Below are 22078 nucleotides of genomic sequence, written 5' to 3'. Positions count from 1 at the left end.
GGTTCGTAATAACAAGAGTGCGGCCATTCGAGCCGGGCCCAGGGGAGAGTGACCGACATGCCTGATACCGCCAACGCCATCGCCGATATCCATATGCTCGACAGCGGCTATTCCCGTGAAGCGCGGTCGCTGCTGTACCAGGCCTATCGCCATGAGCCGACCTTCGGTTTCATTTTCGAATCCGAGCGTGCCGGTTATGAACAGCGGGTGCGGGCCACGGTGCGTGAGCTGGTGAAACAGCATTTTCTGCAAGACCTGCCGGCCATCGGCCTACTGGTCAACGACCGCTTGATCGGCATTGCCCTGATCGCCCCACCGCAACGCCGCCTGGGCATTACCGAAAGCTGGGCCTGGCGGTTGCGCATGGTGCTGAGTACCGGGTTTCGTTGCACGCGGCGATATCTGGAGTACCACGAGGCGGTGCAGGCCTGCCTGCCCGGCGATGCGGTCCATGTCTTGCCATTGCTAGGCGTGCACCCGCAATTCCAGGGGCAGCATTTCGGCGAACAGCTGCTGGAGGCGGTGCACAATTGGTGTGCTGTGGATGAGCATTCCCAGGGCGTGGTGCTGGATACGGGTAATCCGCGCTATCTGGAGTTCTATAAACGCCAGGGTTATGAAGAGATCGGAGAGATCGCGGTAGGGCCGGTCCGCGAGCACGTATTCTTTCATCCGAACCCGCAACTCTTACAAAGAGCAACAGCCTGATATAGAACTTTCCCAGCACTTGAGCGCTCTATCGCCCCCCCAAGCTCGTGATAGCATCCGCGCCTATGAAGTTTCCAGGAAGATTTACCAGCGGCTTTTTGCTGTTGTTCACAAGCTGTGCGGCGCTGGCGCAGAGCGAATTGGATGTCAGGGTAAAGCCCGCCAATGACGAGCTGAAAGCCAATGTGGAAGGTTACATTGGCGGTGTCGGTGATCGTGATGAAGAAGCCCTGCTGCGATTCAGCCGGGGCGCCGAGGAGCAGGCGAAGAAAGCCGCCCAGGCATTGGGCTACTACCAGCCCCGTATCGAAAGCGAAGTGCGCGGCGGCGAGAAACCCCGCCTGTTGTTGCGTATCGACCCCGGCGAGCCGGTGCATCTGCGCAATGTGACGATCCGGGTCGAAGGCCCGGCAGCGTCCCTCAAGTCCTTCCGCACCCCTGACAGTGACCAGCTCAAGCCTGGCGCTGTGCTCAATCATGGCCGTTACGAAGATGCCAAGCGCCTGATTCAGAACCAGGCCTCGCGCTACGGTTTTTTCAGCGGACGTTTTACCCGCCAGCAATTGTCGGTAGACCCCCTGGCCGGGGTGGCGGACATCGAACTGGTGTATGACAGCGGTCCGCGTTACGCCCTGGGCAAGGTCAGCTTCACCGGGGACTCGTTGTTCGACGAAGACCTGTTGCGGCGCATGGTGCCCTTCAAGAACGGTGCTCCCTACGACTCCGAGCTGATTGCCGAACTCAACCAGGCGCTACAGTCCAGCGGCTATTTCGAGGGCGTGCGGGTCGATGCCGCGCCCACTGCTGCCGAGCACGAGGTGATTCCAGTGGCGGTCCTGCTGGAAACCCGCAAGCCCCGGACTATGGGGCTTGGCCTGGGTTACTCCACTGACGTCGGCCCCCGGGTCAAGGCCAACTGGACCCGACACTGGGTCAATCCCCAGGGTCACAGTTATGGCTGGGAGGCTGAAGTCTCCCAGCCCCGGCAGAACGTCGGCCTGTGGTATGACATTCCCCTGGACCCGCCGCTGACCGACAAGCTGCGCTTCGCCGGTGGTTATCAGAATGAAGAAATCTCCGGCACCGATACCCTGAGTAAGCTGCTCACAGTGGGCCCCGAGTGGCACAGCAAGTTGCCCAGCGGCTGGCAGCGCGTGGTCTCGCTGAAGTATCAACGTGAGGAGTATCGCCTTGGGGACGACTCGGGCCTGAGTAATCTGCTGATGCCTGGCCTGACCTATTCCTACCTGCGCAGCGACAATCGTATCGATCCGCACAACGGTTATCGCATTCAATTCGATACCAAGCTGGCCAAGGAAGGCGTGGGCTCCGACACCAACCTGTTGTACGGAACGGTCCTGCTCAAAGGCCTGACAACGGCCTGGGACAATCACCGCTTTCTGGGGCGTGTGCAGTTCGGAGGTAGCGCCACCAACGGTTACAAGTCCATTCCGCCGTCCTTGCGCTTCTTCGCCGGTGGCGACCAGAGCGTGCGTGGTTACGACTACCAGACTCTGTCCCCGAAGAACTCCGAAGGGGATCGCATTGGCGGTCGTTACATGGTGGCTGGCAGTGTCGAGTATCAGTACTCCATTGCCGAGAAATGGCGGATCGCGACCTTTGTCGATCAGGGCAACTCGTTCAACAAACTGGAGCTACCGAACCTCAAGACCGGGGTTGGTGTGGGGCTGCGCTGGGTGTCGCCGGTAGGGCCGATCCGGGTCGACCTGGCCCACGCGATGAATGACGACGGTGGGATTCGCTTGCACTTTTCCATGGGGCCAGAGCTTTGAAGCGCACCTTGAAGATAACGCTGCTGGCGATTCTTGCGCTGGTGATCCTGACCCTCTTGGCCTTGACCACGGTGCTGGGGACCCAGGCTGGCAGCCGCTGGGCCCTGGGCCTGGTGCCGGGGCTGACCCTGGACAATTTCCAGGGCCATCTGGGTAGCCAGTGGAGCACAGACCATCTGCTCTGGCAGCAGGACGGCAGCCGGGTTGAACTCGATTCGGTGAAATTTGCCTGGTCTCCTGCCTGCCTGTTGCGCATGACCCTGTGCATCGAGCAGTTGGAGGCCGATCAGGTCAGCCTGCAGTTCGCTCCCAGCAACGATGCCGAAGAAAGCACAGGGCCCATCAGCCTGCCGGAACTGCGTCTGCCCGTGGCCATCGAGCTGGGACAAGTACGGGTCGGCCGCTTGTTGTTCAACGGCAGTGAAGAGCTCAAGGGGCTGCAACTGGCGGCGCGCTGGACCGCTCAAGGCTTGCAGATCGACTCGGTGCACCTGCAGCGCGATGACCTGAGCCTCGACCTGTCCGGCCTGTTGCAACCCAGTGGCGACTGGCCCCTGACGGCTCAGGGCACCCTCGGCTTGCCCGCTCCTGGCGGTGGTCCCTGGGCGCTGGCTATGCAGGTCGAAGGCGATCTGCTCAAGACCCTGAAACTCAAGGCCGACAGCAGTGGCTATCTGCAAGGGCAGTTGAGCGGTGAGCTGCAACCCCTGGTGGAGAACCTGCCGGCGCAAGTGCGGATCATTGCCAGTGGCTTCAAGGCCAGCGCTGACTTGCCGGACACCCTGCAACTGGATCAGTTGGAACTGACCGGCAAGGGGGACTTGAAAAACGGCTACCGGCTCGACGGCAAGGCCAGTCTGCCGGCGGAGCAAGGGCCGGTGGCTCTGCTGTTGCAAGGCAAGGTCGACGCCAAGGGCGCACAGATTGCCACGCTGGAGTTGCGGGCCAACGACAAGCAGAGCCTCAATCTCAGCGGTCAGCTTGATTGGAGCCAAGGCTTCTCGGCCGAGGCCAAGCTTGCCTGGCTGGATTTCCCCTGGCATCGCCTTTACCCATTGATCGAAGAACCGGCCGTGGCGCTGCGCAGCTTCAATGCAGAAGTGGCCTATCGGGATGGCAACTACCTGGGCAACTTCAAGGGTGACCTGGATGGCCCGGCAGGCGCCTTCAGCTTGAGCAGTCCCTTCAGTGGCGACCTGAGCAAGATCTTCCTGCCGCAATTCCAACTCACGGCCGGACAAGGCAAGGCCCAGGGGCACCTGAACCTGCAATTTGCCGACGGTGTGGCCTGGGATACGGCGCTGGAACTGTCGGCCATCAACCCGGCCTATTGGCTGGCCGAGTTGCCCGGTACCCTGGCCGGCCCTTTGCGCAGCCAGGGGGAAATGAAGAACGAACAGCTCAAGGTCACGGCCGACCTCGACCTCAAGGGGCGCCTGCGGGGGCAGCCGGCCGTGCTGCTGGCCAAGGCCGACGGAGCAGGGGAGCAATGGAACCTCAGTGCCCTGGATATCCGCCTGGGGGACAACCGCATCAACGGCTCCGGCAGCCTGCAGCAGAAAATCGCCGGCCAGCTGGACATCAAGCTGCCGCGTCTGGGCCAGCTATGGCCGCAGTTGCGCGGGCAACTCAATGGCCGGGTAGATCTGGCAGGCACGCTCAAGGCGCCACAGGGCAAGGTGGACCTCTCGGGGCAGCAACTGGCCTTTGCCGACAACCGCCTGCAAAGCCTCAAGCTGGGGGCGACTCTCGACGGCGCGCAACAGGCCCAGGTGGATCTCAAGGGCAGTGGAATTCAGGCCGGAGACACCCAGCTTGGCACCCTGACCCTGGCCGGCCAGGGCGATATCAAAAAACAGAAACTGCAACTGGATTTGCAAGGCCCACTGTTGAAACTGGCCCTGGGGCTGGACGGCGCGCTGGATCAGGGCAACTGGCGGGGGCGCCTGGCCAGTGGCGATGTACAGACCGGCGGCCAGGACTGGAAACTGCAGAACCCGGCGAAGCTGGAGCGTTTGGCCAATGGCACCCTCAACTTTGGCGCCCATTGCTGGACCAGCGGCGATGCCAGTCTGTGTGGCGAAGACCAGCGATTGATGCCCGATCCGAAGCTGCGTTATCACCTCAAGCGTTTCCCCATCGACAGCCTGGCTCAATGGCTGCCCAAGGATTTCGCCTGGAAGGGCATGCTCAATGCCGAGGTACAGTTGGACCTGCCCGCCAGCGGTCCCAAAGGCCAGATCCTGCTGGATGCCAGTGGTGGCACCCTACGGGTCAAGGACAAGGGTCAGTGGCTGGACTTCCCCTATCAGGCGTTGAAGCTCGACACCCGCCTCAACCCGCGACGCATCGATACCCAGTTGCAGTTCGACGGCGGCAAGTTGGGCGAACTGATGGTCCAGGCACAGATCAATCCGTTGCCCAAAAGCAAACCGTTGTCCGGGGAGTTCCGCCTCAGTGGTCTGGATCTGTCCGTGGCACGGCCGTTTGTGCCCATGGTGGAGAAACTCAGTGGCAACCTGAACGGCAGTGGTCGCTTGTCTGGCGGGCTGTTGGCGCCTCAGGTCAACGGCAATCTGCAACTCAGTGGCGGTGAGGTCTCCGGTTCCGAGCTGCCCATCAGCCTTGAAGACTTGCAATTGAGCGCGCAGATCATGGGCGAGAGCGTGCAACTCAACGGCGGCTGGAAAAGCGGCAAGGCCGGGCAGGGCAACCTCAATGGCAATATCGCCTGGGGGCGAGCCTTGGCGGTGGACCTGAGCCTCAAGGGCACGCAGTTGCCCGTCACTGTCGAGCCCTATGCCGCGCTGGAAATGGCTCCGGACCTGAAGATTTCACTGCAAGACGACAAGCTGGCAATCAACGGCAAGGTGCTGATCCCCAAGGGGCAGATCACCGTACGCGAATTGCCGCCCTCGACGGTCAAGGTTTCCGATGACACGGTCATCGTCGGCCAGCAGACCGACGAAGGTAAGAAGCCCATGGCCATGGCGATGAACATCGATGTGGAGGTGGGCCAGGACAAACTCAGCTTTGCCGGGTTCGGACTTACCGCCAACCTGCGGGGGCATGTGCACATTGGCGACAACATGGATACCCGCGGCGAGCTGTGGCTCAACGACGGTCGTTATCGGGCCTATGGCCAGCGCCTGACGGTGCGTCGTGCACGGTTGCTGTTTGCCGGCCCCATCGACCAGCCGTACCTGGATATCGAGGCGGTGCGCCAGACCGACGACGTGATTGCCGGCATCCGCTTGAGTGGCAGCGCCGAGCAACCGGCGACGCAGATCTTCTCCGAGCCGGCCATGAGTCAGGAACAGGCCTTGTCCTACCTGGTACTGGGACGGCCGCTGAGCTCTACCGGTGAAGACAACAACATGCTGGCCCAGGCGGCCCTGGGCCTGGGTTTGATGGGCAGCGCCGAGCTCACCGGCGGCATTGCCAAGAACCTGGGCATCCAGGACTTTCAGCTGGACACCCAAGGCAGTGGCAACAGCACCAGCGTGGTGGCTAGCGGCAATATTTCCGAGAAACTCAGTCTGCGTTATGGCGTCGGGGTCTTCGAACCCGCCAGCACCATTGCCTTGCGCTACAAACTGAGCAAGAAGGTCTACCTGGAAGCGGCCAGCGGTTTTGCCAGCTCCCTGGACATCTTCTACAAGCGCGACTTCTAAGGCTCGCTGCCAAAGGGGGCATGGCCCCCTTCTTGTCCACACCACCTCTCCCTGATCGAACAAGGCGCCCGCCGGTTTTCAAGCCGGCGGCGCTGCGCCGTTGATCAAGCAAATAAACAGCAAGCTAATCACTGCGTTGACATTGGCTGCCTAGGCAGTAATATCTCGACACACACTCTCTGCCTAGGCAGCTAACTGGTGGTCAGATGAAGCATTTCAAACCCGACGACTTTCACAATTGCCATCTCGGCTTGCTGCTGGGGCGTGCCGCCCTGCTCAAGGACCGGATCATTGACACCCACATGGAGCCCCACGGCATCACTGCCGCGCAGTTCAAGGTGCTGATCATCATGGCCCAGTTCGGCGTCGATACCCCGGCCGAATTGTGCCGCCACCTGTCCCTGGACAGCGGTTCGATGACCCGCATGCTCGACCGCCTGCAGCAGAAGGACTTCCTGGCGCGTCAACGCTCGGAGGACGACCGGCGCCAGGTGCGCCTGGTGCTGACCGAGGAAGGTCGCAAGCTTGCTGATCGGCTGCCTTACATCGGTGCCAATGCAATGAACCAGTTGGCGGGTGCCATCTCTCCCGAGGAGTTGCGCACCCTTGAGCAGATTCTCAAGAAAATTTTGCTGGCTGCCGGTGACCCGATCACCATCCTGCGTTTAGGTGAAAAATGAGCAGTAAAACCTCGCGTACCCGCCTCAGCCTGGTGCTGTTGGCCATGAGTCTGGCCGGTTGTGCCAATTACAGCGGCCTGGATACCTCCGGCGTAAGCCTTGAGGCGAAAAGCCTCGCAGCTGGACAGTCTCTCAACGGTGTGACTTTGTCGCCGGCAGCCTGGCCACAAAGTGACTGGTGGAAAAGCCTGGGCGATACCCAGCTTGACGGGCTGATCCAGGAAGCCCTGCGGGACAGCCCGGACATGCAGATCGCCAGTGCCCGTGCCCATCAGGCCAGTGCTGCGGCTTATGCCGCGGATGCCGGGCGGATGCCGACCCTGGATGCCAGTGCCGGTATCAGCCGCTCGCGCCTGGCCCGTGACCAGGACCCGCTGGGGCAGGGCGGGGCCTATTCCACGGTGCGCAACATTGGCGCCAGCTTCAATTACAACTTCGATCTCTGGGGGGGCCAGCGCGCGGCCTGGGAAGCAGCGCTGGGGCAGGCCCGAGCCGCTGAAGTCGACCGCCAGGCAGCGAGTCTGACCCTGGCCGCCGATGTAGCGCGTGCCTACAGCGACCTGGGGCGTGCGCATATCGTGTACGACCTGGCGAACGAGGACCTCAAGCGTACCCGGCAGATGCTCGACCTGAGTCGCCGTCGCCTGGACTCCGGGATCGACAGTCAGTACCAGTACCAGCAGACCGAAAGTCTGGAGGCCAGCTCCCAGGCCAGCCTGATCGACGCCGAGAAGCAATTGCAGAGCGCGAAGATCGCCTTGGCTGTGTTGCTCGGCAAGGGGCCGGATCGGGCCGATGACATCTCCCGGCCCAAGGTCCTGCAAGCCAGCGCCGTAGCCCTGCCTTCGACGCTGCCCGCTGAACTGCTGGGGCGCCGGCCTGATCTGGTGGCGGCTCGCTGGCGGGTGGAAGCGGCGAGCAAGAACATCGATGCCAGCAAGACCCGTTTCTACCCCAACCTCAACCTCAGTGCGCGAGCGGGCACCGAGGCGTTGCTGGGGGATGCGCTGTTCGGTTCCGCCAGTCGCTTCTTCAGTATCGCGCCGACTGTCTCGCTGCCGATTTTCGACGGCGGGCGGCTGCGGGCTGACCTGGACGCCCGGGATGCCGACTACGACCTGGCAGTCGCGCAATACAACAAGACCCTGGTGGCTGCCCTGGGGGATGTCAGCGACAGCATCTCCCAACTGCGGGAAATCGGACGGCAGATCGTCGCCCAGCAGCACGCCACCGACATCGCTCAGGACTCTTACAACACCGTGGTCCAGCGTTTCGGCTCCGGGATCGGCAACTACCTGGACGTGCTGAGCATTGAGCAGCAACTGCTGCAGGCCCAGCGCCAGCTGGCCACGCTGAATGCTCAGCAGATCGATCTGTCGATTCAATTGATGCAGGCGTTGGGGGGCGGCTTCGGTGCCCATAACCTGGCTTCGGTCGACCCAGCCCCAGTTCCTCAGACTAAATAATTCGAGGTATTTGTCATGGCCACTGCCGACACTCAAGCAACCGAATACACCCCGGACGCCGGTAACTCCCGCAAGCGCAAAGTCATGCTCCTGGGGCTGACGGCCATCGTCATTCTCGGCGGTCTGGGCGTGTTCGCCTGGCACGAACTTTATGGGCGCTGGAATGAAAGCACCGACGATGCCTATGTCAACGGCAACGTCGTGGAGATCACCCCGCTGGTCACCGGCACTGTGGTCAGCATCGGCGCCGACGATGGTGATCTGGTGCATGAGGGCCAGGTGCTGATCAACTTCGATCCCAACGATGCCCAGGTCGGCCTGCAGAGTGCCGAGGCCAATCTGGCCCGCACCGTACGCCAGGTGCGTGGCTTGTACAGCAACGTTGATGGCATGCGGGCTCAAGTGGCGGCGCAGAAGGCCGAAGTGCAGAAAGCCCAGGACAACTTCAATCGCCGCAAGAACCTCGCGGCCAGCGGAGCGATTTCCCAGGAGGAACTGTCCCACGCTCGTGATGACCTGACCTCGGCACAAAATGCCCTGGCCAACGCCCAGCAGCAGCTCAACACCACCAATGCCCTGGTGGACGACACCGTAGTCTCCAATCACCCGGATGTGCAGGCCGCGGCCGCGCAGTTGCGCCAGGCCTACCTGAACAACGCCCGCAGTACGCTGATTGCGCCAGTGACCGGTTATGTGGCCAAACGCACCGTGCAACTGGGCCAGCGGGTCCAGCCGGGCACTGCACTGATGGCGGTGATTCCCCTGGACCAGCTGTGGATCGACGCCAACTTCAAGGAAACCCAGCTGCGTGACATGCGCATTGGCCAGCCGGTAGACATCGAGGCCGACATCTATGGCAGCGATGTGAAGTACAGCGGCACCATCGATAGCCTCGGCGCCGGCACCGGTAGCGCCTTTGCCCTGTTGCCGGCGCAGAACGCCACCGGTAACTGGATCAAGATCGTGCAGCGTGTGCCGGTGCGTATCCACATCAATGCCGAGGAGCTGGCCAAGCACCCGCTGCGGGTCGGCCTGTCGACCCTGGTGAACGTCAACCTGCGGGATCAGAGCGGCCCGGTACTGGCCCAGCAACCACCGCAAAAGGCTTCCTTCAGCACCAACGTCTATGACCGTCAGTTGGGCGAGGCCGATGCTCTGATCGCCCGTCTGATCCACGACAACAGCGCGACCATCGGCAAGACGGCCCAGCGCTGATTCGCCAATCCGTCAACCCTGGTGTCGTCTAGAGACCAGGGTGCCAGCCCAGTTCCTAAGGATTCGCGATGAGCAATAACGCGTCTTTCACGCCTCCCAGCCTGCTGCTGAGCACCATCGGCCTATCACTGGCGACCTTCATGCAGGTGCTCGATACCACCATCGCCAACGTGGCGTTGCCGACCATCTCTGGCAACCTCGGGGTGAGTTCGGAGCAGGGTACCTGGGTCATTACCTCGTTCGCCGTGAGCAACGCCATTGCCTTGCCACTGACCGGCTGGCTGAGCCGGCGTTTCGGTGAAGTGAAGCTGTTTATCTGGGCCACCCTGCTGTTTGTGCTGGCCTCGTTTCTCTGCGGTATTTCCACCTCGATGCCCGAACTCGTTGGCTTTCGGGTGCTGCAAGGGGTGGTAGCAGGTCCCCTGTATCCCATGACCCAGACCCTGCTGATTGCCGTCTACCCGCCCGCGAAGAGGGGGATGGCCCTGGCGCTGCTGGCCATGGTCACGGTGGTGGCGCCGATTGCCGGGCCGATACTCGGTGGCTGGATCACCGACAGCTACAGCTGGCCGTGGATCTTCTTTATCAATGTGCCGATCGGCCTGTTTGCTGCCTGGGTGGTTCAGCAGCAATTGAAGGCGCGACCGGTGGTGACCAGCCGCCAGCCGATGGACTATATCGGCCTGCTGAGCCTGATCGTCGGGGTCGGTGCCTTGCAGATCGTTCTCGACAAGGGCAACGACCTGGACTGGTTCGAGTCCAACTTCATCATCGCCGGCACGCTGATCTCGGTGATTGCCCTGGCGGTGTTCGTGATCTGGGAAATGACGGATCGGCATCCTGTGGTCAACTTGCGGCTGTTCGCCCATCGCAACTTCCGCATCGGCACCATCGTGCTGGTGGGCGGTTACGCCGGGTTCTTCGGGATCAACCTGATCCTGCCGCAATGGTTGCAGACCCAGATGGGCTACACCGCCACTTGGGCCGGTCTGGCCGTGGCACCGATTGGCATTTTGCCGGTGCTGATGTCGCCCTTTGTCGGCAAGTACGCCCACAAGTTCGACCTGCGCCTGCTGGCTGGCCTGGCGTTCCTGGCCATTGGCCTGAGCTGCTTCATGCGTGCCGGATTCACCAATGAGGTGGACTTCCAGCACATCGCCCTGGTGCAGCTGTTCATGGGGATTGGTGTGGCGCTGTTCTTCATGCCGACCCTGAGCATCCTCATGTCCGACCTGCCGCCGCACCAGATCGCCGACGGCGCGGGCCTGGCGACCTTCCTGCGGACGCTGGGGGGTAGCTTTGCGGCGTCTCTGACGACCTGGATCTGGATTCGTCGGGCGGATCAGCACCATGCCTACATGAGCGAAAGCATGAGCATCTTCGATCCGGTCACCCGGGACGCGTTGAACAACCTCGGCGGTGCCAGCACCCAAGCCTACGCGCAGTTGGACCAAGTGCTCACCAGCCAGGCGTACATGCTCTCGACCGTGGACTATTTCACCTTGCTGGGCTGGGGGTTCATGGGCCTGATTCTGTTGGTGTGGCTGGCCAAGCCACCGTTTGCCGCCAAGGCCGGCCCGGCGTCGGCGGGGCATTGATGCCCATTGTCGTATGAGCTGGCTTGCCAGCGAAGGCGTCCGTAAGGGCGATGCAAGGCTTGCTGGCCACTTCGCCGGCAAGCCGGCTCCTACGGTGGGGCATTTGTTGTAGGGGCTACTTGCCGGCGAAGGCGTCTGTTCAGGACGAACCGGGCAACGCCAGCTGCGTGGGTACGAAATCGAACGCAGCCAGTTGGAAACCCTGCTCGTCCACTTGCAATGCCCAGCCCTGTCGATCCCAGTCCCCCAGCACGATGCGTTTGGCGGCCTGTTGGCCAATCTGCAACTTGTGAATCGCCGGGCGGTGGGTATGGCCATGAACCAGGGTGCCCACTCCATGTTCGCGCATGACCCGCGGTATTTCGTCCGGGGTCACATCGACAATGTCGTTGGCTTTCATGCGCGTCTGGGCGCGACTTTCGTTGCGCAGCTTGCGCGCCAGCTTGCGCCGGGTGCGCAAGGGCAGGTGCCGCAGAATCCACAGGCTCAACGGGTTGCGCAGGTAACGACGCATGCGCATGTAGGCTTCGTCGCGGGTGCACAGGCTGTCGCCGTGCATCAGCAGTACCGGCTCACCGTAGAAGTCGACGACGCTGGGGTCCTTGAGCAGGGTGGCGCCGGCTGCCTTGCAAAAGGCCTGGCCGAGCATGAAGTCGCGATTGCCATGCATCAGGAAGACCTGGGTACCGCTGTCGCTGAGTTCGCGCAGTGCCTGGCAAATGGAAAGCTGGTAGGGGGTCATGGCATCGTCGCCGATCCATACCTCGAAGAAGTCCCCGAGGATGTACAGCGCCTCGGCGGCGCGGGCGCGCCCACCGAGTAAATCCAGAAACGCCCGGGTAATGTCCGGGCGTTCCTCTTCCAGATGCAAATCTGAAATCAGCAGTATCACTCAATGATCTCGGCTTTCTCGATGATCACGTCTTCTGCGGGTACGTCCTGGTGGCCGGATTTCATGGTGGTGGCCACGCCTTTGATCTTGTCGACCACTTCAGTGCCGGCGATCACTTTACCGAATACTGCGTAGCCCCAGCCTTGAACGGTCTTGCCGCTGTGGTTGAGGAAGCTGTTGTCGGCGACGTTGATGAAGAACTGCGCGGAGGCCGAATGCGGCTCCATGGTACGGGCCATGGCGACGGTGTACTTGTCGTTGGAAAGGCCGTTGTCCGCTTCGTTCTGGATGCTTGGACGCTTGTCTTTCTTTTCTTTCATGCCAGGTTCGAAGCCGCCGCCCTGGATCATGAAGTTACCGATGACGCGGTGAAACACGGTGTTCTCGTAGTGCCCGGCTTTCACGTATTCGACGAAGTTGGCCACGGTCAACGGGGCTTTCTCGGCGTTCAATTCCAGCACGATCTCGCCGTGGTTGGTGGTCAGTTTGACTTGGGTCATGGTCGGTACTCTTTATAAGGAGAAGCGTTTTCAAGAAAATCCTGGGTGGCGGGGCACGCATGCGGTCCGCACCGATTTGGCCATCCTGCAGCCAAGGAGCGCAGTTTAGCGTGACCGCCATGAATTTCGAGGCTGTTTTTTCACTTGCACGCTATTAATAGCCGCAGTTTTAAAGCTGCGCTCTGTCAGGCACTTGACAGCATCGGCTATGATACTCGTTTTGATTTATCAGGCCGCACCCGGCCGCGCACTTGTACGTTCAAGGATCCTATGAGCAAGCCCACTGTCGACCCTACCTCGAATTCCAAGACTGGACCGGCCGTACCGGTCAACTTCCTGCGCCCGATCATCCAGGCGGACCTGGACTCGGGTAAGCACACACAGATCGTGACCCGCTTCCCTCCGGAGCCCAACGGTTACCTGCACATCGGTCACGCCAAGTCGATCTGCGTGAATTTCGGCCTGGCTCAGGAGTTCGGTGGTGTCACCCACCTGCGCTTTGACGACACCAACCCGGCCAAGGAAGACCAGGAGTACATCGACGCCATCGAAAGCGACGTCAAGTGGCTGGGCTTTGAGTGGTCCGGTGAAGTGCGCTATGCCTCGCAATATTTCGACCAACTGCACGACTGGGCCGTGGAACTGATCAAGGCAGGCAAGGCCTACGTCTGCGACCTGACTCCCGAGCAAGCCAGGGAGTACCGCGGTAGCCTCACCGAAGCGGGCAAGAACAGCCCGTTCCGCGAGCGTTCGGTTGAAGAGAACCTGGACTGGTTCGCCCGCATGCGTGCCGGCGAATTCCCGGACGGTGCACGGGTGCTGCGGGCCAAGATCGACATGGCCTCGCCGAACATGAACCTGCGCGACCCGATCATGTATCGCATCCGCCATGCCCATCACCACCAGACCGGTGACAAGTGGTGCATCTACCCCAACTACGACTTCACCCACGGCCAGTCGGACGCCATCGAAGGCATCACCCATTCGATCTGCACCCTGGAATTTGAAAGCCACCGTCCGCTGTACGAATGGTTCCTCGAGCACTTGCCAGTGCCGGCGCACCCGCGTCAGTACGAATTCAGCCGCCTGAACCTGAACTACACCATCACCAGCAAGCGCAAGCTCAAGCAACTGGTGGACGAGCAGCACGTGAATGGTTGGGACGACCCGCGCATGTCGACCCTGTCGGGCTTCCGCCGCCGCGGCTACACCCCGGCATCGATCCGCAACTTCTGCGAGATGGTTGGCACCAACCGCTCCGACGGCGTGGTCGATTACGGCATGCTGGAATTCAGCATCCGCCAGGACCTCGACGCGAATGCCCCGCGCGCCATGTGCGTGCTGCGTCCGTTGAAAGTCGTGATCACCAACTACCCGGAAGACCAGGTCGAGAACCTCGAACTGCCGCGTCATCCGCAGAAAGAAGAACTGGGCGTGCGCAAGCTGCCGTTCGCCCGTGAAATCTACATCGACCGTGATGACTTCATGGAAGAGCCGCCAAAGGGCTACAAGCGCCTGGAGCCCAACGGTGAAGTGCGGCTGCGCGGCAGCTACGTGATCCGTGCTGACGAAGCGATCAAGGATGCCGAGGGCAATATCGTCGAGCTGCGTTGCTCCTACGATCCGGACACCCTGGGCAAGAACCCTGAAGGCCGCAAGGTCAAGGGCGTGATCCACTGGGTGCCGGCTGCCGCCAGCGTCGAGTGCGAAGTGCGCCTGTACGATCGTCTGTTCCGTTCTCCGAACCCGGAGAAGGCCGAGGACAGCGCGAGTTTCCTGGACAACATCAACCCTGACTCCCTGCAAGTGCTCACTGGTTGTCGTGCCGAACCCTCGCTGGGCAACGCACAGCCGGAAGACCGTTTCCAGTTCGAGCGCGAAGGCTACTTCTGCGCGGATATCAAGGACTCGAAACCCGGTGCTCCGGTATTCAACCGTACCGTGACCCTGCGCGACTCCTGGGGTCAGTGATTCAGTCAAGGAACTAACGTGCTAACGATCTACAACACGCTCACCAAGAGCAAAGAAGTCTTCAAGCCTTTGGATGGCAACAAGGTGCGCATGTACGTGTGCGGCATGACCGTGTACGACTACTGCCACCTGGGGCACGGCCGCAGCATGGTGGCCTTCGACCTGATTACCCGCTGGCTGCGTTTCAGCGGTTATGACCTGACGTACGTGCGCAACATCACCGATATCGATGACAAGATCATCAATCGTGCCAATGAGAACGGTGAGTCCTTCGAGGCCTTGACCGAGCGTATGATCGCGGCGATGCACGAGGACGAGGCGCGGCTGAATATCCGCAAGCCGGACATGGAACCGCGGGCCACCGACCATATCCCTGGCATGCACGCGATGATCCAGACCCTGATCGACAAGGGTTATGCCTACGCTCCGGGCAATGGCGACGTGTACTACCGCGTCGGTAAGTTCATGGGCTATGGCAAGCTGTCGCGCAAGAAGATCGAAGACCTGCGCATCGGTGCGCGGATCGAAGTGGATGAGTCGAAGCAGGACCCGCTGGACTTCGTGCTGTGGAAAGCCGCCAAGCCGGGCGAGCCGAGCTGGGAGTCGCCGTGGGGGGCTGGTCGTCCGGGCTGGCATATCGAGTGCTCGGTGATGTCCACCTGCTGCCTGGGTGAGACCTTCGACATTCACGGCGGTGGCAGCGATCTGGAGTTCCCGCACCACGAGAACGAGATTGCCCAGAGCGAGGCGGCGACCGGCAAGACCTACGCCAATGCCTGGATGCACTGCGGCATGATCCGCATCAATGGCGAGAAGATGTCCAAGTCCTTGAACAACTTCTTCACCATTCGCGACGTGCTCGACAAGTACCATCCGGAAGTGGTGCGTTACCTGCTGGTGGCCAGCCACTACCGCAGCGCCATCAACTACTCGGAAGACAACCTCAAGGACGCCAAGGGCGCGCTGGAGCGTTTCTATCACGCGCTCAAGGGTCTGCCAAAGGTCGCTCCGGCCGGTGGCGAAGTCTTCGTCGAACGTTTCACCCAGGTGATGAACGACGACTTCGGTACTCCGGAAGCCTGTGCCGTACTGTTCGAGATGGTGCGTGAGATCAACCGCCTGCGTGAGAGCGATATCGATGCGGCGGCGGGTCTGGCAGCGCGTCTGAAAGAGCTGGCCAGCGTGCTGGGCGTGCTGCAACTGGAAGCCGATGACTTCCTGCAGGCCGGTGCTGAAGGTCGGGTCGATGGGGCACAGGTCGAGGCGCTGATCCAGGCCCGTCTGGCAGCCCGTGCCAACAAGGATTGGGCTGAGTCCGACCGTATTCGCGATCAGATCACCGCCATGGGCGTGATTCTGGAAGACGGCAAGGGCGGTACGACCTGGCGCCTGGCTGACTAAGCTGGCGTTTGCTGCAACAAGAAACCCGCCTGGTGCGGGTTTTTTGTTGCCCTTCGAACAGTGCCAGATCAGGCCAGCGAGGCGAGGCGCTCCACTGTGTCCGGGTAGCGTTCCACCAGGCGCATCAAGGTCGTGGCCTGGGCGTTGGGTGTGGCGCGGCCTTGTTCCCAGTTTTCCAGGGTACGGGTGTTGGTCCGCAGGTACATGGCGAATACCGAGCGCGAGAGATTGAGTTGCTGGCGGATGTTCATCACCTCGGTGGCAGTGATGGGGGGCAGTTTGTCCAGCTTCACTTTATGGCTGCGCAGGGTGATCTTGCCCTGGCGTTCCTGGGTGAGGGCGTCGATGCCTTCTACCAGTTCGGAAAAGATGTCACGTTTGGTCATGTCTTCTGGCCTCGATTTCACGTTCCAGCAGTTGTTTGAGCTGTTGTCGCTGCTGCGGTAGCAGGTCGTCCATCTGCTCCTTGTCGAACAGGGTGAAGAGCCAGAACTGCGCCCCTCCGGACCACCAGTAATAGATCACCCTCAGCCCGCCACGCCTGCCCTTGTTGCGTCGCTCATTGACGAAACGCATCTTGCGCAAGCCGCCAGTGCCCTGAATCAGAACCCCTGCGTACGGGTGGCGCAGCAACTCGATCTGCAGTTCGCAGAACAGCTCGTCGTCAAGGAAGTCCTTTCGGTATCGTGCAAATGCCGGTAGTTCAATAAACAGAGCATTCATTTCATACGCTTCCTGCGTATAGACTGGATGACGCTGCAGCTTTGGTCAAGGCCCGCTGAGCGCCGCGTTTGATCTGGCAACAGTCTATGCCTGCGGCATTGGGCTGAATGTCGGAGCGGGCCGACGTGACAGGAAGGGCGATTCCGAGTTTCGCTGGGAAGAGGGGAGGGCAGGGCTCTGAAATGCAAAACGGCACCCGAAGGTGCCGTTCTGTTTGTTGCGTTGAAACCTAAGCGATCAACCCGCCAGGCCGGAGTGCTGGACCAGGGTCAGCAGCGGCTGTGGGTATACGCCGAGGAAGAACGCCAGGACCGCGATGGCCAGCAGCATGACGCCACCGGCTTTCTGTTCCCAGTGCAGTTGGGCATCGACGCGACGCAGGTTCGGCTCGATCAGGTACAGGGTGACCATCACTCGCAGGTAGTAGAAGACGCCGATGGCGCTGCCCATGACCAGGGAACCGACCAGCCACCATTGATGCGCTTCGACACCGGTCGCGATGATGTAGAACTTGCCGATGAAGCCTGCGGTCAGCGGGATACCGGCCAGGGACAGCATCATCACGGTGAGGACGGCGGTCAGGTACGGACGGCGCCAGAACAGGCCGCGGTACTCGTACAGGGCGTCGGCATCACGGCCTTTGTACGGCGAAGACATCAGGGTGATCACACCGAAGGCGCCAAGGCTGGTGATCACGTAGGTGACCAGGTAAACGCCGATGGCTTCCATGGCCAGGCCCTTGCTCGCCACCAGGGCGATCAGCAGGTAGCCGAAGTGAGCGATGGACGAGTAACCCAGCAGACGCTTGAGGTTGCTCTGGGTCAGCGCCAACAGGTTGCCCACCAGGATCGAGGCGATGGCGATCACGGTCAGCACGTTGCTCAGGACACCGCTGCTGGCCACTGGCGACAGCTGGAACAGACGCACCAGTACCGCGAACACCGCTACCTTGCTGGCGGTGGCCAGGAAGGCGGCGACCGGGGCCGGGGCGCCTTCGTAGACGTCCGGAGTCCACAGGTGGAAAGGCACCAGCGACAGTTTGAAGGCCAGGCCGATCAGCATCATGCCCAGGCCCAGTTGCGCCAGCGGGCTTGGCAGCCCAGTGGCGGCCAGGGCTTGACCGATACCGCTGAAGCTCAGGCTGCCGGCTTCTGCGTAGAGCAAGGCCATGCCGAACAACAGGAAGCCCGAACCGGCGGCCGACAGCACCATGTACTTGATGCCGGCTTCCAGGGAGCGCTTGTTGAAGAAGGCATAGGCCACCAGGCCGTAGACCGGTACCGAAAGCAGCTCCAGGCCGATGAACAGGCCGGCCAGGTTCTGCGCGCTGACCAGTACCAGACCACCGGCGGCGGCCAGCAGGATCAGCAGGTACAGCTCTTCTCGGTTGCCCGGGTAACCGCTGCTGCCGTCGCCCAGGTAGGCGTGGGCCAGGGTGACGCAGGCCAGGGTGGCCACCAGGATCAGGGCCATGTACAGGCAGGCGAACTGGTCGATCTGCAACAGCGGGGTCACTGCCAGCGGTGCCACTTTCAGCACCGGGAAAATCGACAGCAATGCCAGGTTCAGACCGGCCACCGACAGCAGGAAGGTCTGGGCGTGGTTGCGCCGCCAGGCGATCGCCAGCATCACCACCACAAGGGTGGCGCTGGTGATCAGCAGCGGCGCCAGGGCTATAAAGTGTTGAATCGTAAAGTCCATAGCGCTCTTACCGGGCCGAAGCGAGTTGAGTGAAGGCGGTGCTGAGCCATTGCTGCACGCCATGCATGGTGGCGGCAGAGGTATCGAGGAACGGTTGCGGGTACACGCCGATGTAGATCAGCAGTACCGCCAGTCCCAGCACCATGATCAGTTCGCGAGCATCCATGCCGTGCAGTACCGCGTCCGACTTGGACGGGCCGAAGTAGGCACGGTGGATCATGATCAGCGAGTAGACCGAGCCGAACACTAGGCCGGACGTCGCGATCGCAGTGATCCATGGCGCGCTGACGAAGGTACCAATCAGGATCAGGAACTCGCCGACGAAGTTGCCGGTGCCCGGCAGGCCGAGAGAGGCGGCTGCAAAGAACAGGCTGATAGCCGGCAGGTAGGCGATACGCGACCACAGGCCGCCCATTTCACGCATGTCGCGGGTATGGGTGCGTTCGTACAACTGGCCGCTGAGGATAAACAGCGCGGCTGCCGAAACACCGTGGGCCAGCATCTGGATCACCGCGCCCTGCAGGGCCTGCTGGCTGCCGGAGTAGATCCCGATCAGCACGAAGCCCATGTGGGAAACGCTGGAGAAGGCGATCAGACGCTTGATGTCGGTCTGGGCGAAGGCCAGGAAGGCGCCGTAGAAGATGCCGATCAGACCCAGGGTCATGGCGATCGGTGCGAACTCTGCCGAAGCATTGGGGAACAGCGGCAGGGCGAAACGCAGCAGGCCATAGGCCGCCGTCTTCAACAGGATACCCGCCAGGTCCACGGAACCGGCGGTCGGTGCCTGGGCGTGAGCGTCAGGCAGCCAGGAGTGGAACGGCACCACCGGCAGCTTCACCGCGAAGGCGATGAAGAAGCCGAGCATCAGGATGTACTCGGTGGCGGTGGACATCTTGCTCTTCAGCAGCTGGGCGTAATCGAAGGTGATCACCCCGGTGTTGTTGAAGTTGACCAGCACCAGGCCCAGGATCGCCACCAGCATGATCAGGCCGGAAGCCTGAGTGAAGATGAAGAACTTGGTTGCTGCGTAAATCCGGGTTTTCTTGCCGTCTGCCGAACTGTGACCCCAGAGCGCGATGAGGAAGTACATCGGCACCAGCATCATTTCCCAGAAGAAGAAGAACATGAACAGGTCCAGCGCGAGGAACACGCCGACCACACCGCCCAGGATCCACATCAGGTTCAGGTGGAAGAAGCCCACGTGACGCTGAATCTCTTTCCAGGAGCAGAGTACCGAGAGGATACCCAGCAGGCCGGTCAGCAGGATCATCAACAGCGACAGGCCGTCCAGGGCCAGGTGCACGTTGATGCCGAAGCGCTCGATCCAGACATGCTTGAACTCGATGGCCCAAGTTGGATCGGCGCCAGGCGCCGGAGCATATGAATAGTTACCGTGGGCCCACAGCCAGAGGCCGAGAGCGAGTTCCAGGGTCATGGTCAACAGCGCAATCCAGCGGGGGAGGGTGGCGCCGAAGCGCTCACCCAGCCAGCACAGCAGGCCGCCGATGAAGGGGATCAGGATTAGCCAAGGCAGAATCATGACGGGCTCAATTCCTTTCGCAAGTTCGCAAGGTTCATATCAGACCGCTACCAGCACAATGGCGCCGATGACCAGCACGGCACCGGCTGCCATCGAGGCGGCGTACCAACGCAGTTGACCGGTCTCGGTACGGCTCAGGGAGTTGTGACCCCCTTTGGCCATACGCGGGATCAAACCGATGGTCTGATCGAGCGGGTCCTTGCGCAGTACATGGCTGATGGCCAGGTATGGCTTGACGAACAGTTTGTCGTAGATCCAGTCGAAGCCCCAGGCGGCGAACCACCAGGCCGAGAGCAGACGCCCGATGCCGCTGTTGGCGATGGCGGTCACAACGCGACGCTTGCCAAGGAACAACAGGGCGGCCAGCAGGATACCGGCCAGGGCGATGGCGCCCGAGGCGATTTCCAGGCTGTGCTTGGCTTCGCCACCGGCATGACCGACGCTCAGCGGCAGTACACCATGCAGGGGCGGAGTGATCATCGCGCCGATCCCGGTGGACAGCACGATCAGCACCACCAGCGGCAGCCAGTGGGAAATCCCGTGGCCGGCGTGGGCTTCGGTCTTGGCTTCACCGTGGAAGGTGATGAAGATCAGGCGGAAGGTATACAGCGAGGTCATGAACGCACCCACCAGGCCGGCGTACAGCAGGCCGTGGTTGCCGCTGGCGAAGGCTTCCCAGAGGATCTCGTCCTTGGAATAGAAGCCCGCGGTCACCAGAGGCAGGGCCGCCAGGGCTGCACCACCGACGATGAAGCTGGCGTAGGCCAGAGGCAATTTCTTCCACAGGCCGCCCATTTTGAAGATGTTCTGCTCGTGGTGGCAGGCAACGATCACCGCACCGGAAGCCAGGAACAGCAGGGCCTTGAAGAAGGCGTGGGTCATCAGGTGGAAGATCGCACCGTCCCAGGCGCCAACGCCCAGGGCCAGGAACATGTAGCCGATCTGGCTCATGGTGGAGTAGGCGAGGATCCGCTTGATGTCGGTCTGCACCAGCGCGGCGAAGCCGGCCAGTACCAGGGTCACGCCACCCACCAGGCCCACCAGGTGCAGGATTTCCGGCGCCAGGGTGAACAGACCGTGGGTACGGGCGATCAGGTAGACGCCGGCGGTGACCATGGTCGCGGCGTGGATCAGTGCCGAAACCGGGGTCGGACCGGCCATCGCGTCCGCCAGCCAGGTCTGCAGCGGCAGTTGTGCGGATTTGCCCACGGCGCCGCCCAGCAGCATCAGGGTCGCCAGGGTGATCCAGAAGTCGCCGGCCTGGAATTTCTGCGGTGCCAGCACCAGCAGTTCCTGGACGTTCAGCGTGCCCACCTGTTGGAACAGAATGAACAGGCCGATGGCCATGAACACGTCGCCGATACGGGTGACGATAAAGGCCTTGAGTGCGGCATTACCGTTGTTGCGGTTGCTGTAGTAGAAACCGATCAACAGGTAGGAGCACAGGCCCACGCCTTCCCAGCCGAAGTACAGGAACAACAGGTTATCGCCCAGCACCAGGAACAGCATGCTGGCGATAAACAGGTTGGTGTAGGCGAAGAAGCGCGAGTAGCCGGCTTCACCGCGCATGTACCAGGACGCGAACAGGTGGATCAAAAAGCCCACGCCCACCACCACACCCAGCATGGTCACGGACAGACCATCCAGGTACAGGGCGAAGTTCGGCGCGAAACCGTCCACCGACATCCACTGCCACAGCACCTGGGTGTAGTGACCACCCTCGGGCGGCGCGACGTTGAATTGCCAGATCACGTAGGCGGCCACGATGGCCGATAGGCCAATGGAGCCGACGCCGATCAGGGCCGAGAGGTTTTCCGAGAGGCGTCCCCGGGAGAACGACAGCAGCAGGAAACCGATCAGGGGGAATACGAAAGTCAGAAAGAGAAGGTTCATCCGCGCATCTCGCTGGCTGCATCGATATCGAGAGTGTGGAAGCGGCGGTACAGCTGCAGCAGGATCGCCAGGCCAATACTGGCCTCGGCGGCTGCCAGGCTGATCACCAGGATGAACATCACTTGTCCATCCGGTTGCGCCCAGCGGGCGCCCGCAACGATGAAGGCCAATGCCGAGGCGTTCATCATCACTTCCAGGCTCATCAATACGAAGAGGATGTTACGGCGGACCATCAGGCCGACCAGACCGAGGCAGAACAGGATGCCGGCAACTGCCAGGCCATGTTCCATCGGGATAGTACCGAGAGGGATAGTAGGCATCGT

17 protein-coding genes are annotated in these 22078 nt (G+C 61.6%); 9 read left to right on the top strand and 8 right to left on the bottom strand.

Translation table 11 applies throughout. From position 1 onward, the window contains the following. Positions 1–57 precede the first annotated feature (57 nt). The 7 genes from ACMGF8_RS25105 (at position 58) to ACMGF8_RS25075 (ending at position 11134) form a co-directional block, all read left to right on the top strand. A complete protein-coding gene (locus ACMGF8_RS25105) occupies positions 58–708 on the top strand; it encodes a GNAT family N-acetyltransferase (RefSeq protein WP_110596189.1) in 651 nt (216 codons plus the stop codon). Between the two features lie 65 nt (positions 709–773). Then, positions 774–2501 (top strand): autotransporter assembly complex protein TamA, encoded by a 1728-nt coding sequence (locus ACMGF8_RS25100; protein ID WP_102864702.1) that lies wholly within the window; start codon positions 774–776, stop codon positions 2499–2501. Further along, positions 2498–6175 (top strand): translocation/assembly module TamB domain-containing protein, encoded by a 3678-nt coding sequence (locus ACMGF8_RS25095; RefSeq protein WP_416757587.1) that lies wholly within the window; start codon positions 2498–2500, stop codon positions 6173–6175. The genes ACMGF8_RS25100 and ACMGF8_RS25095 overlap by 4 nt, the downstream gene beginning before the upstream one ends. A gap of 206 nt (positions 6176–6381) precedes the next feature. After that, a complete protein-coding gene (locus ACMGF8_RS25090) occupies positions 6382–6855 on the top strand; it encodes a MarR family winged helix-turn-helix transcriptional regulator (protein ID WP_102864704.1) in 474 nt (157 codons plus the stop codon). Then, positions 6852–8321, top strand: a complete 1470-nt coding sequence (locus ACMGF8_RS25085; protein WP_416757585.1) for an efflux transporter outer membrane subunit — start codon at positions 6852–6854, stop codon at positions 8319–8321. Before ACMGF8_RS25090 ends, ACMGF8_RS25085 begins: the two co-directional genes overlap by 4 nt. Positions 8322–8336: 15 nt before the next feature. Further along, positions 8337–9536 (top strand): HlyD family efflux transporter periplasmic adaptor subunit, encoded by a 1200-nt coding sequence (locus ACMGF8_RS25080; RefSeq protein WP_416757583.1) that lies wholly within the window; start codon positions 8337–8339, stop codon positions 9534–9536. 68 nt (positions 9537–9604) lie between these two features. Further along, complete coding sequence (locus ACMGF8_RS25075; RefSeq protein ID WP_102864707.1) at positions 9605–11134, top strand: DHA2 family efflux MFS transporter permease subunit; 1530 nt, start codon at positions 9605–9607, stop codon at positions 11132–11134. Positions 11135–11273: 139 nt separating this feature from the next. Here the strand turns inward: ACMGF8_RS25075 and lpxH are convergent, their stop codons facing one another. Both lpxH and ACMGF8_RS25065 read right to left on the bottom strand, forming a co-directional pair. Next, positions 11274–12026 (bottom strand): UDP-2,3-diacylglucosamine diphosphatase, encoded by a 753-nt coding sequence (gene lpxH / locus ACMGF8_RS25070; protein WP_102864709.1) that lies wholly within the window; start codon positions 12024–12026, stop codon positions 11274–11276. Further along, positions 12023–12526, bottom strand: coding sequence for a peptidylprolyl isomerase (locus ACMGF8_RS25065; protein ID WP_016965727.1), 504 nt, complete (start codon positions 12524–12526; stop codon positions 12023–12025). The genes lpxH and ACMGF8_RS25065 overlap by 4 nt, the downstream gene beginning before the upstream one ends. Before the next feature lie 270 nt (positions 12527–12796). On the opposite strand from ACMGF8_RS25065, the gene ACMGF8_RS25060 reads away from it, so the two are divergent. Then, positions 12797–14497, top strand: coding sequence for a glutamine--tRNA ligase/YqeY domain fusion protein (locus ACMGF8_RS25060; RefSeq protein WP_102864710.1), 1701 nt, complete (start codon positions 12797–12799; stop codon positions 14495–14497). An 18-nt stretch (positions 14498–14515) separates the two neighbouring features. Continuing rightward, the gene (cysS, locus tag ACMGF8_RS25055; RefSeq protein WP_102864711.1) at positions 14516–15898 is read left to right on the top strand and encodes a cysteine--tRNA ligase; all 1383 of its coding nucleotides are present in this window, start codon (positions 14516–14518) and stop codon (positions 15896–15898) included. 68 nt (positions 15899–15966) lie between these two features. Here cysS and ACMGF8_RS25050 read toward each other — a convergent pair whose 3' ends face one another. The 6 genes from ACMGF8_RS25050 to nuoK all read right to left on the bottom strand — a co-directional run bounded on the left by ACMGF8_RS25050 (position 15967) and on the right by nuoK (position 22075). Further along, entirely contained in the window at positions 15967–16284 is a 318-nt protein-coding gene (locus ACMGF8_RS25050) for a helix-turn-helix domain-containing protein (protein WP_102864712.1), read from the bottom strand. After that, positions 16271–16621: a toxin gene (locus ACMGF8_RS25045; protein WP_416757578.1), complete on the bottom strand. Its 351-nt coding sequence runs from the start codon at positions 16619–16621 to the stop codon at positions 16271–16273. The genes ACMGF8_RS25050 and ACMGF8_RS25045 overlap by 14 nt, the downstream gene beginning before the upstream one ends. 237 nt (positions 16622–16858) lie before the next feature. Next, a complete protein-coding gene (nuoN, locus tag ACMGF8_RS25040) occupies positions 16859–18322 on the bottom strand; it encodes an NADH-quinone oxidoreductase subunit NuoN (RefSeq protein ID WP_015636299.1) in 1464 nt (487 codons plus the stop codon). A gap of 7 nt (positions 18323–18329) precedes the next feature. Then, positions 18330–19862, bottom strand: coding sequence for an NADH-quinone oxidoreductase subunit M (nuoM, locus tag ACMGF8_RS25035; RefSeq protein ID WP_416757575.1), 1533 nt, complete (start codon positions 19860–19862; stop codon positions 18330–18332). Positions 19863–19901: 39 nt separating this feature from the next. After that, positions 19902–21755 (bottom strand): NADH-quinone oxidoreductase subunit L, encoded by a 1854-nt coding sequence (gene nuoL, locus ACMGF8_RS25030; RefSeq protein ID WP_102864714.1) that lies wholly within the window; start codon positions 21753–21755, stop codon positions 19902–19904. Next, on the bottom strand, positions 21752–22075 hold the full coding sequence (gene nuoK / locus ACMGF8_RS25025; protein ID WP_016964784.1) for an NADH-quinone oxidoreductase subunit NuoK: 324 nt from the start codon (positions 22073–22075) through the stop codon (positions 21752–21754). The genes nuoL and nuoK overlap by 4 nt, the downstream gene beginning before the upstream one ends. Between the last annotated feature and the right edge of the window lie 3 nt (positions 22076–22078).

The organism is Pseudomonas sp. BNK-7 (assembly GCF_048072025.1).
Classification (GTDB): Bacteria; Pseudomonadota; Gammaproteobacteria; order Pseudomonadales; family Pseudomonadaceae; genus Aquipseudomonas; species Aquipseudomonas danubii.
The sequence above is the reverse complement of the archived record's forward strand: the minus strand, read 5'-3'. Positions and strand labels throughout refer to the sequence as shown.

Excerpts from the sequence above, each read along its gene's own strand:
- ACMGF8_RS25105 (WP_110596189.1), top strand. The coding sequence starts at position 58 with ATGCCTGATACCGCCAACGCCATCGCCGATATCCATATGCTCGACAGC.
- nuoK (WP_016964784.1), bottom strand. The coding sequence starts at position 22,075 with ATGCCTACTATCCCTCTCGGTACTATCCCGATGGAACATGGCCTGGCA.
- ACMGF8_RS25090 (WP_102864704.1), top strand. The coding sequence starts at position 6,382 with ATGAAGCATTTCAAACCCGACGACTTTCACAATTGCCATCTCGGCTTG.
- ACMGF8_RS25075 (WP_102864707.1), top strand. The coding sequence starts at position 9,605 with ATGAGCAATAACGCGTCTTTCACGCCTCCCAGCCTGCTGCTGAGCACC.
- nuoM (WP_416757575.1), bottom strand. The coding sequence starts at position 19,862 with ATGATTCTGCCTTGGCTAATCCTGATCCCCTTCATCGGCGGCCTGCTG.
- ACMGF8_RS25050 (WP_102864712.1), bottom strand. The coding sequence starts at position 16,284 with ATGACCAAACGTGACATCTTTTCCGAACTGGTAGAAGGCATCGACGCC.
- ACMGF8_RS25065 (WP_016965727.1), bottom strand. The coding sequence starts at position 12,526 with ATGACCCAAGTCAAACTGACCACCAACCACGGCGAGATCGTGCTGGAA.
- nuoL (WP_102864714.1), bottom strand. The coding sequence starts at position 21,755 with ATGAACCTTCTCTTTCTGACTTTCGTATTCCCCCTGATCGGTTTCCTG.
- ACMGF8_RS25100 (WP_102864702.1), top strand. The coding sequence starts at position 774 with ATGAAGTTTCCAGGAAGATTTACCAGCGGCTTTTTGCTGTTGTTCACA.
- ACMGF8_RS25080 (WP_416757583.1), top strand. The coding sequence starts at position 8,337 with ATGGCCACTGCCGACACTCAAGCAACCGAATACACCCCGGACGCCGGT.
- ACMGF8_RS25045 (WP_416757578.1), bottom strand. The coding sequence starts at position 16,621 with ATGAATGCTCTGTTTATTGAACTACCGGCATTTGCACGATACCGAAAG.
- ACMGF8_RS25060 (WP_102864710.1), top strand. The coding sequence starts at position 12,797 with ATGAGCAAGCCCACTGTCGACCCTACCTCGAATTCCAAGACTGGACCG.
- ACMGF8_RS25085 (WP_416757585.1), top strand. The coding sequence starts at position 6,852 with ATGAGCAGTAAAACCTCGCGTACCCGCCTCAGCCTGGTGCTGTTGGCC.
- nuoN (WP_015636299.1), bottom strand. The coding sequence starts at position 18,322 with ATGGACTTTACGATTCAACACTTTATAGCCCTGGCGCCGCTGCTGATC.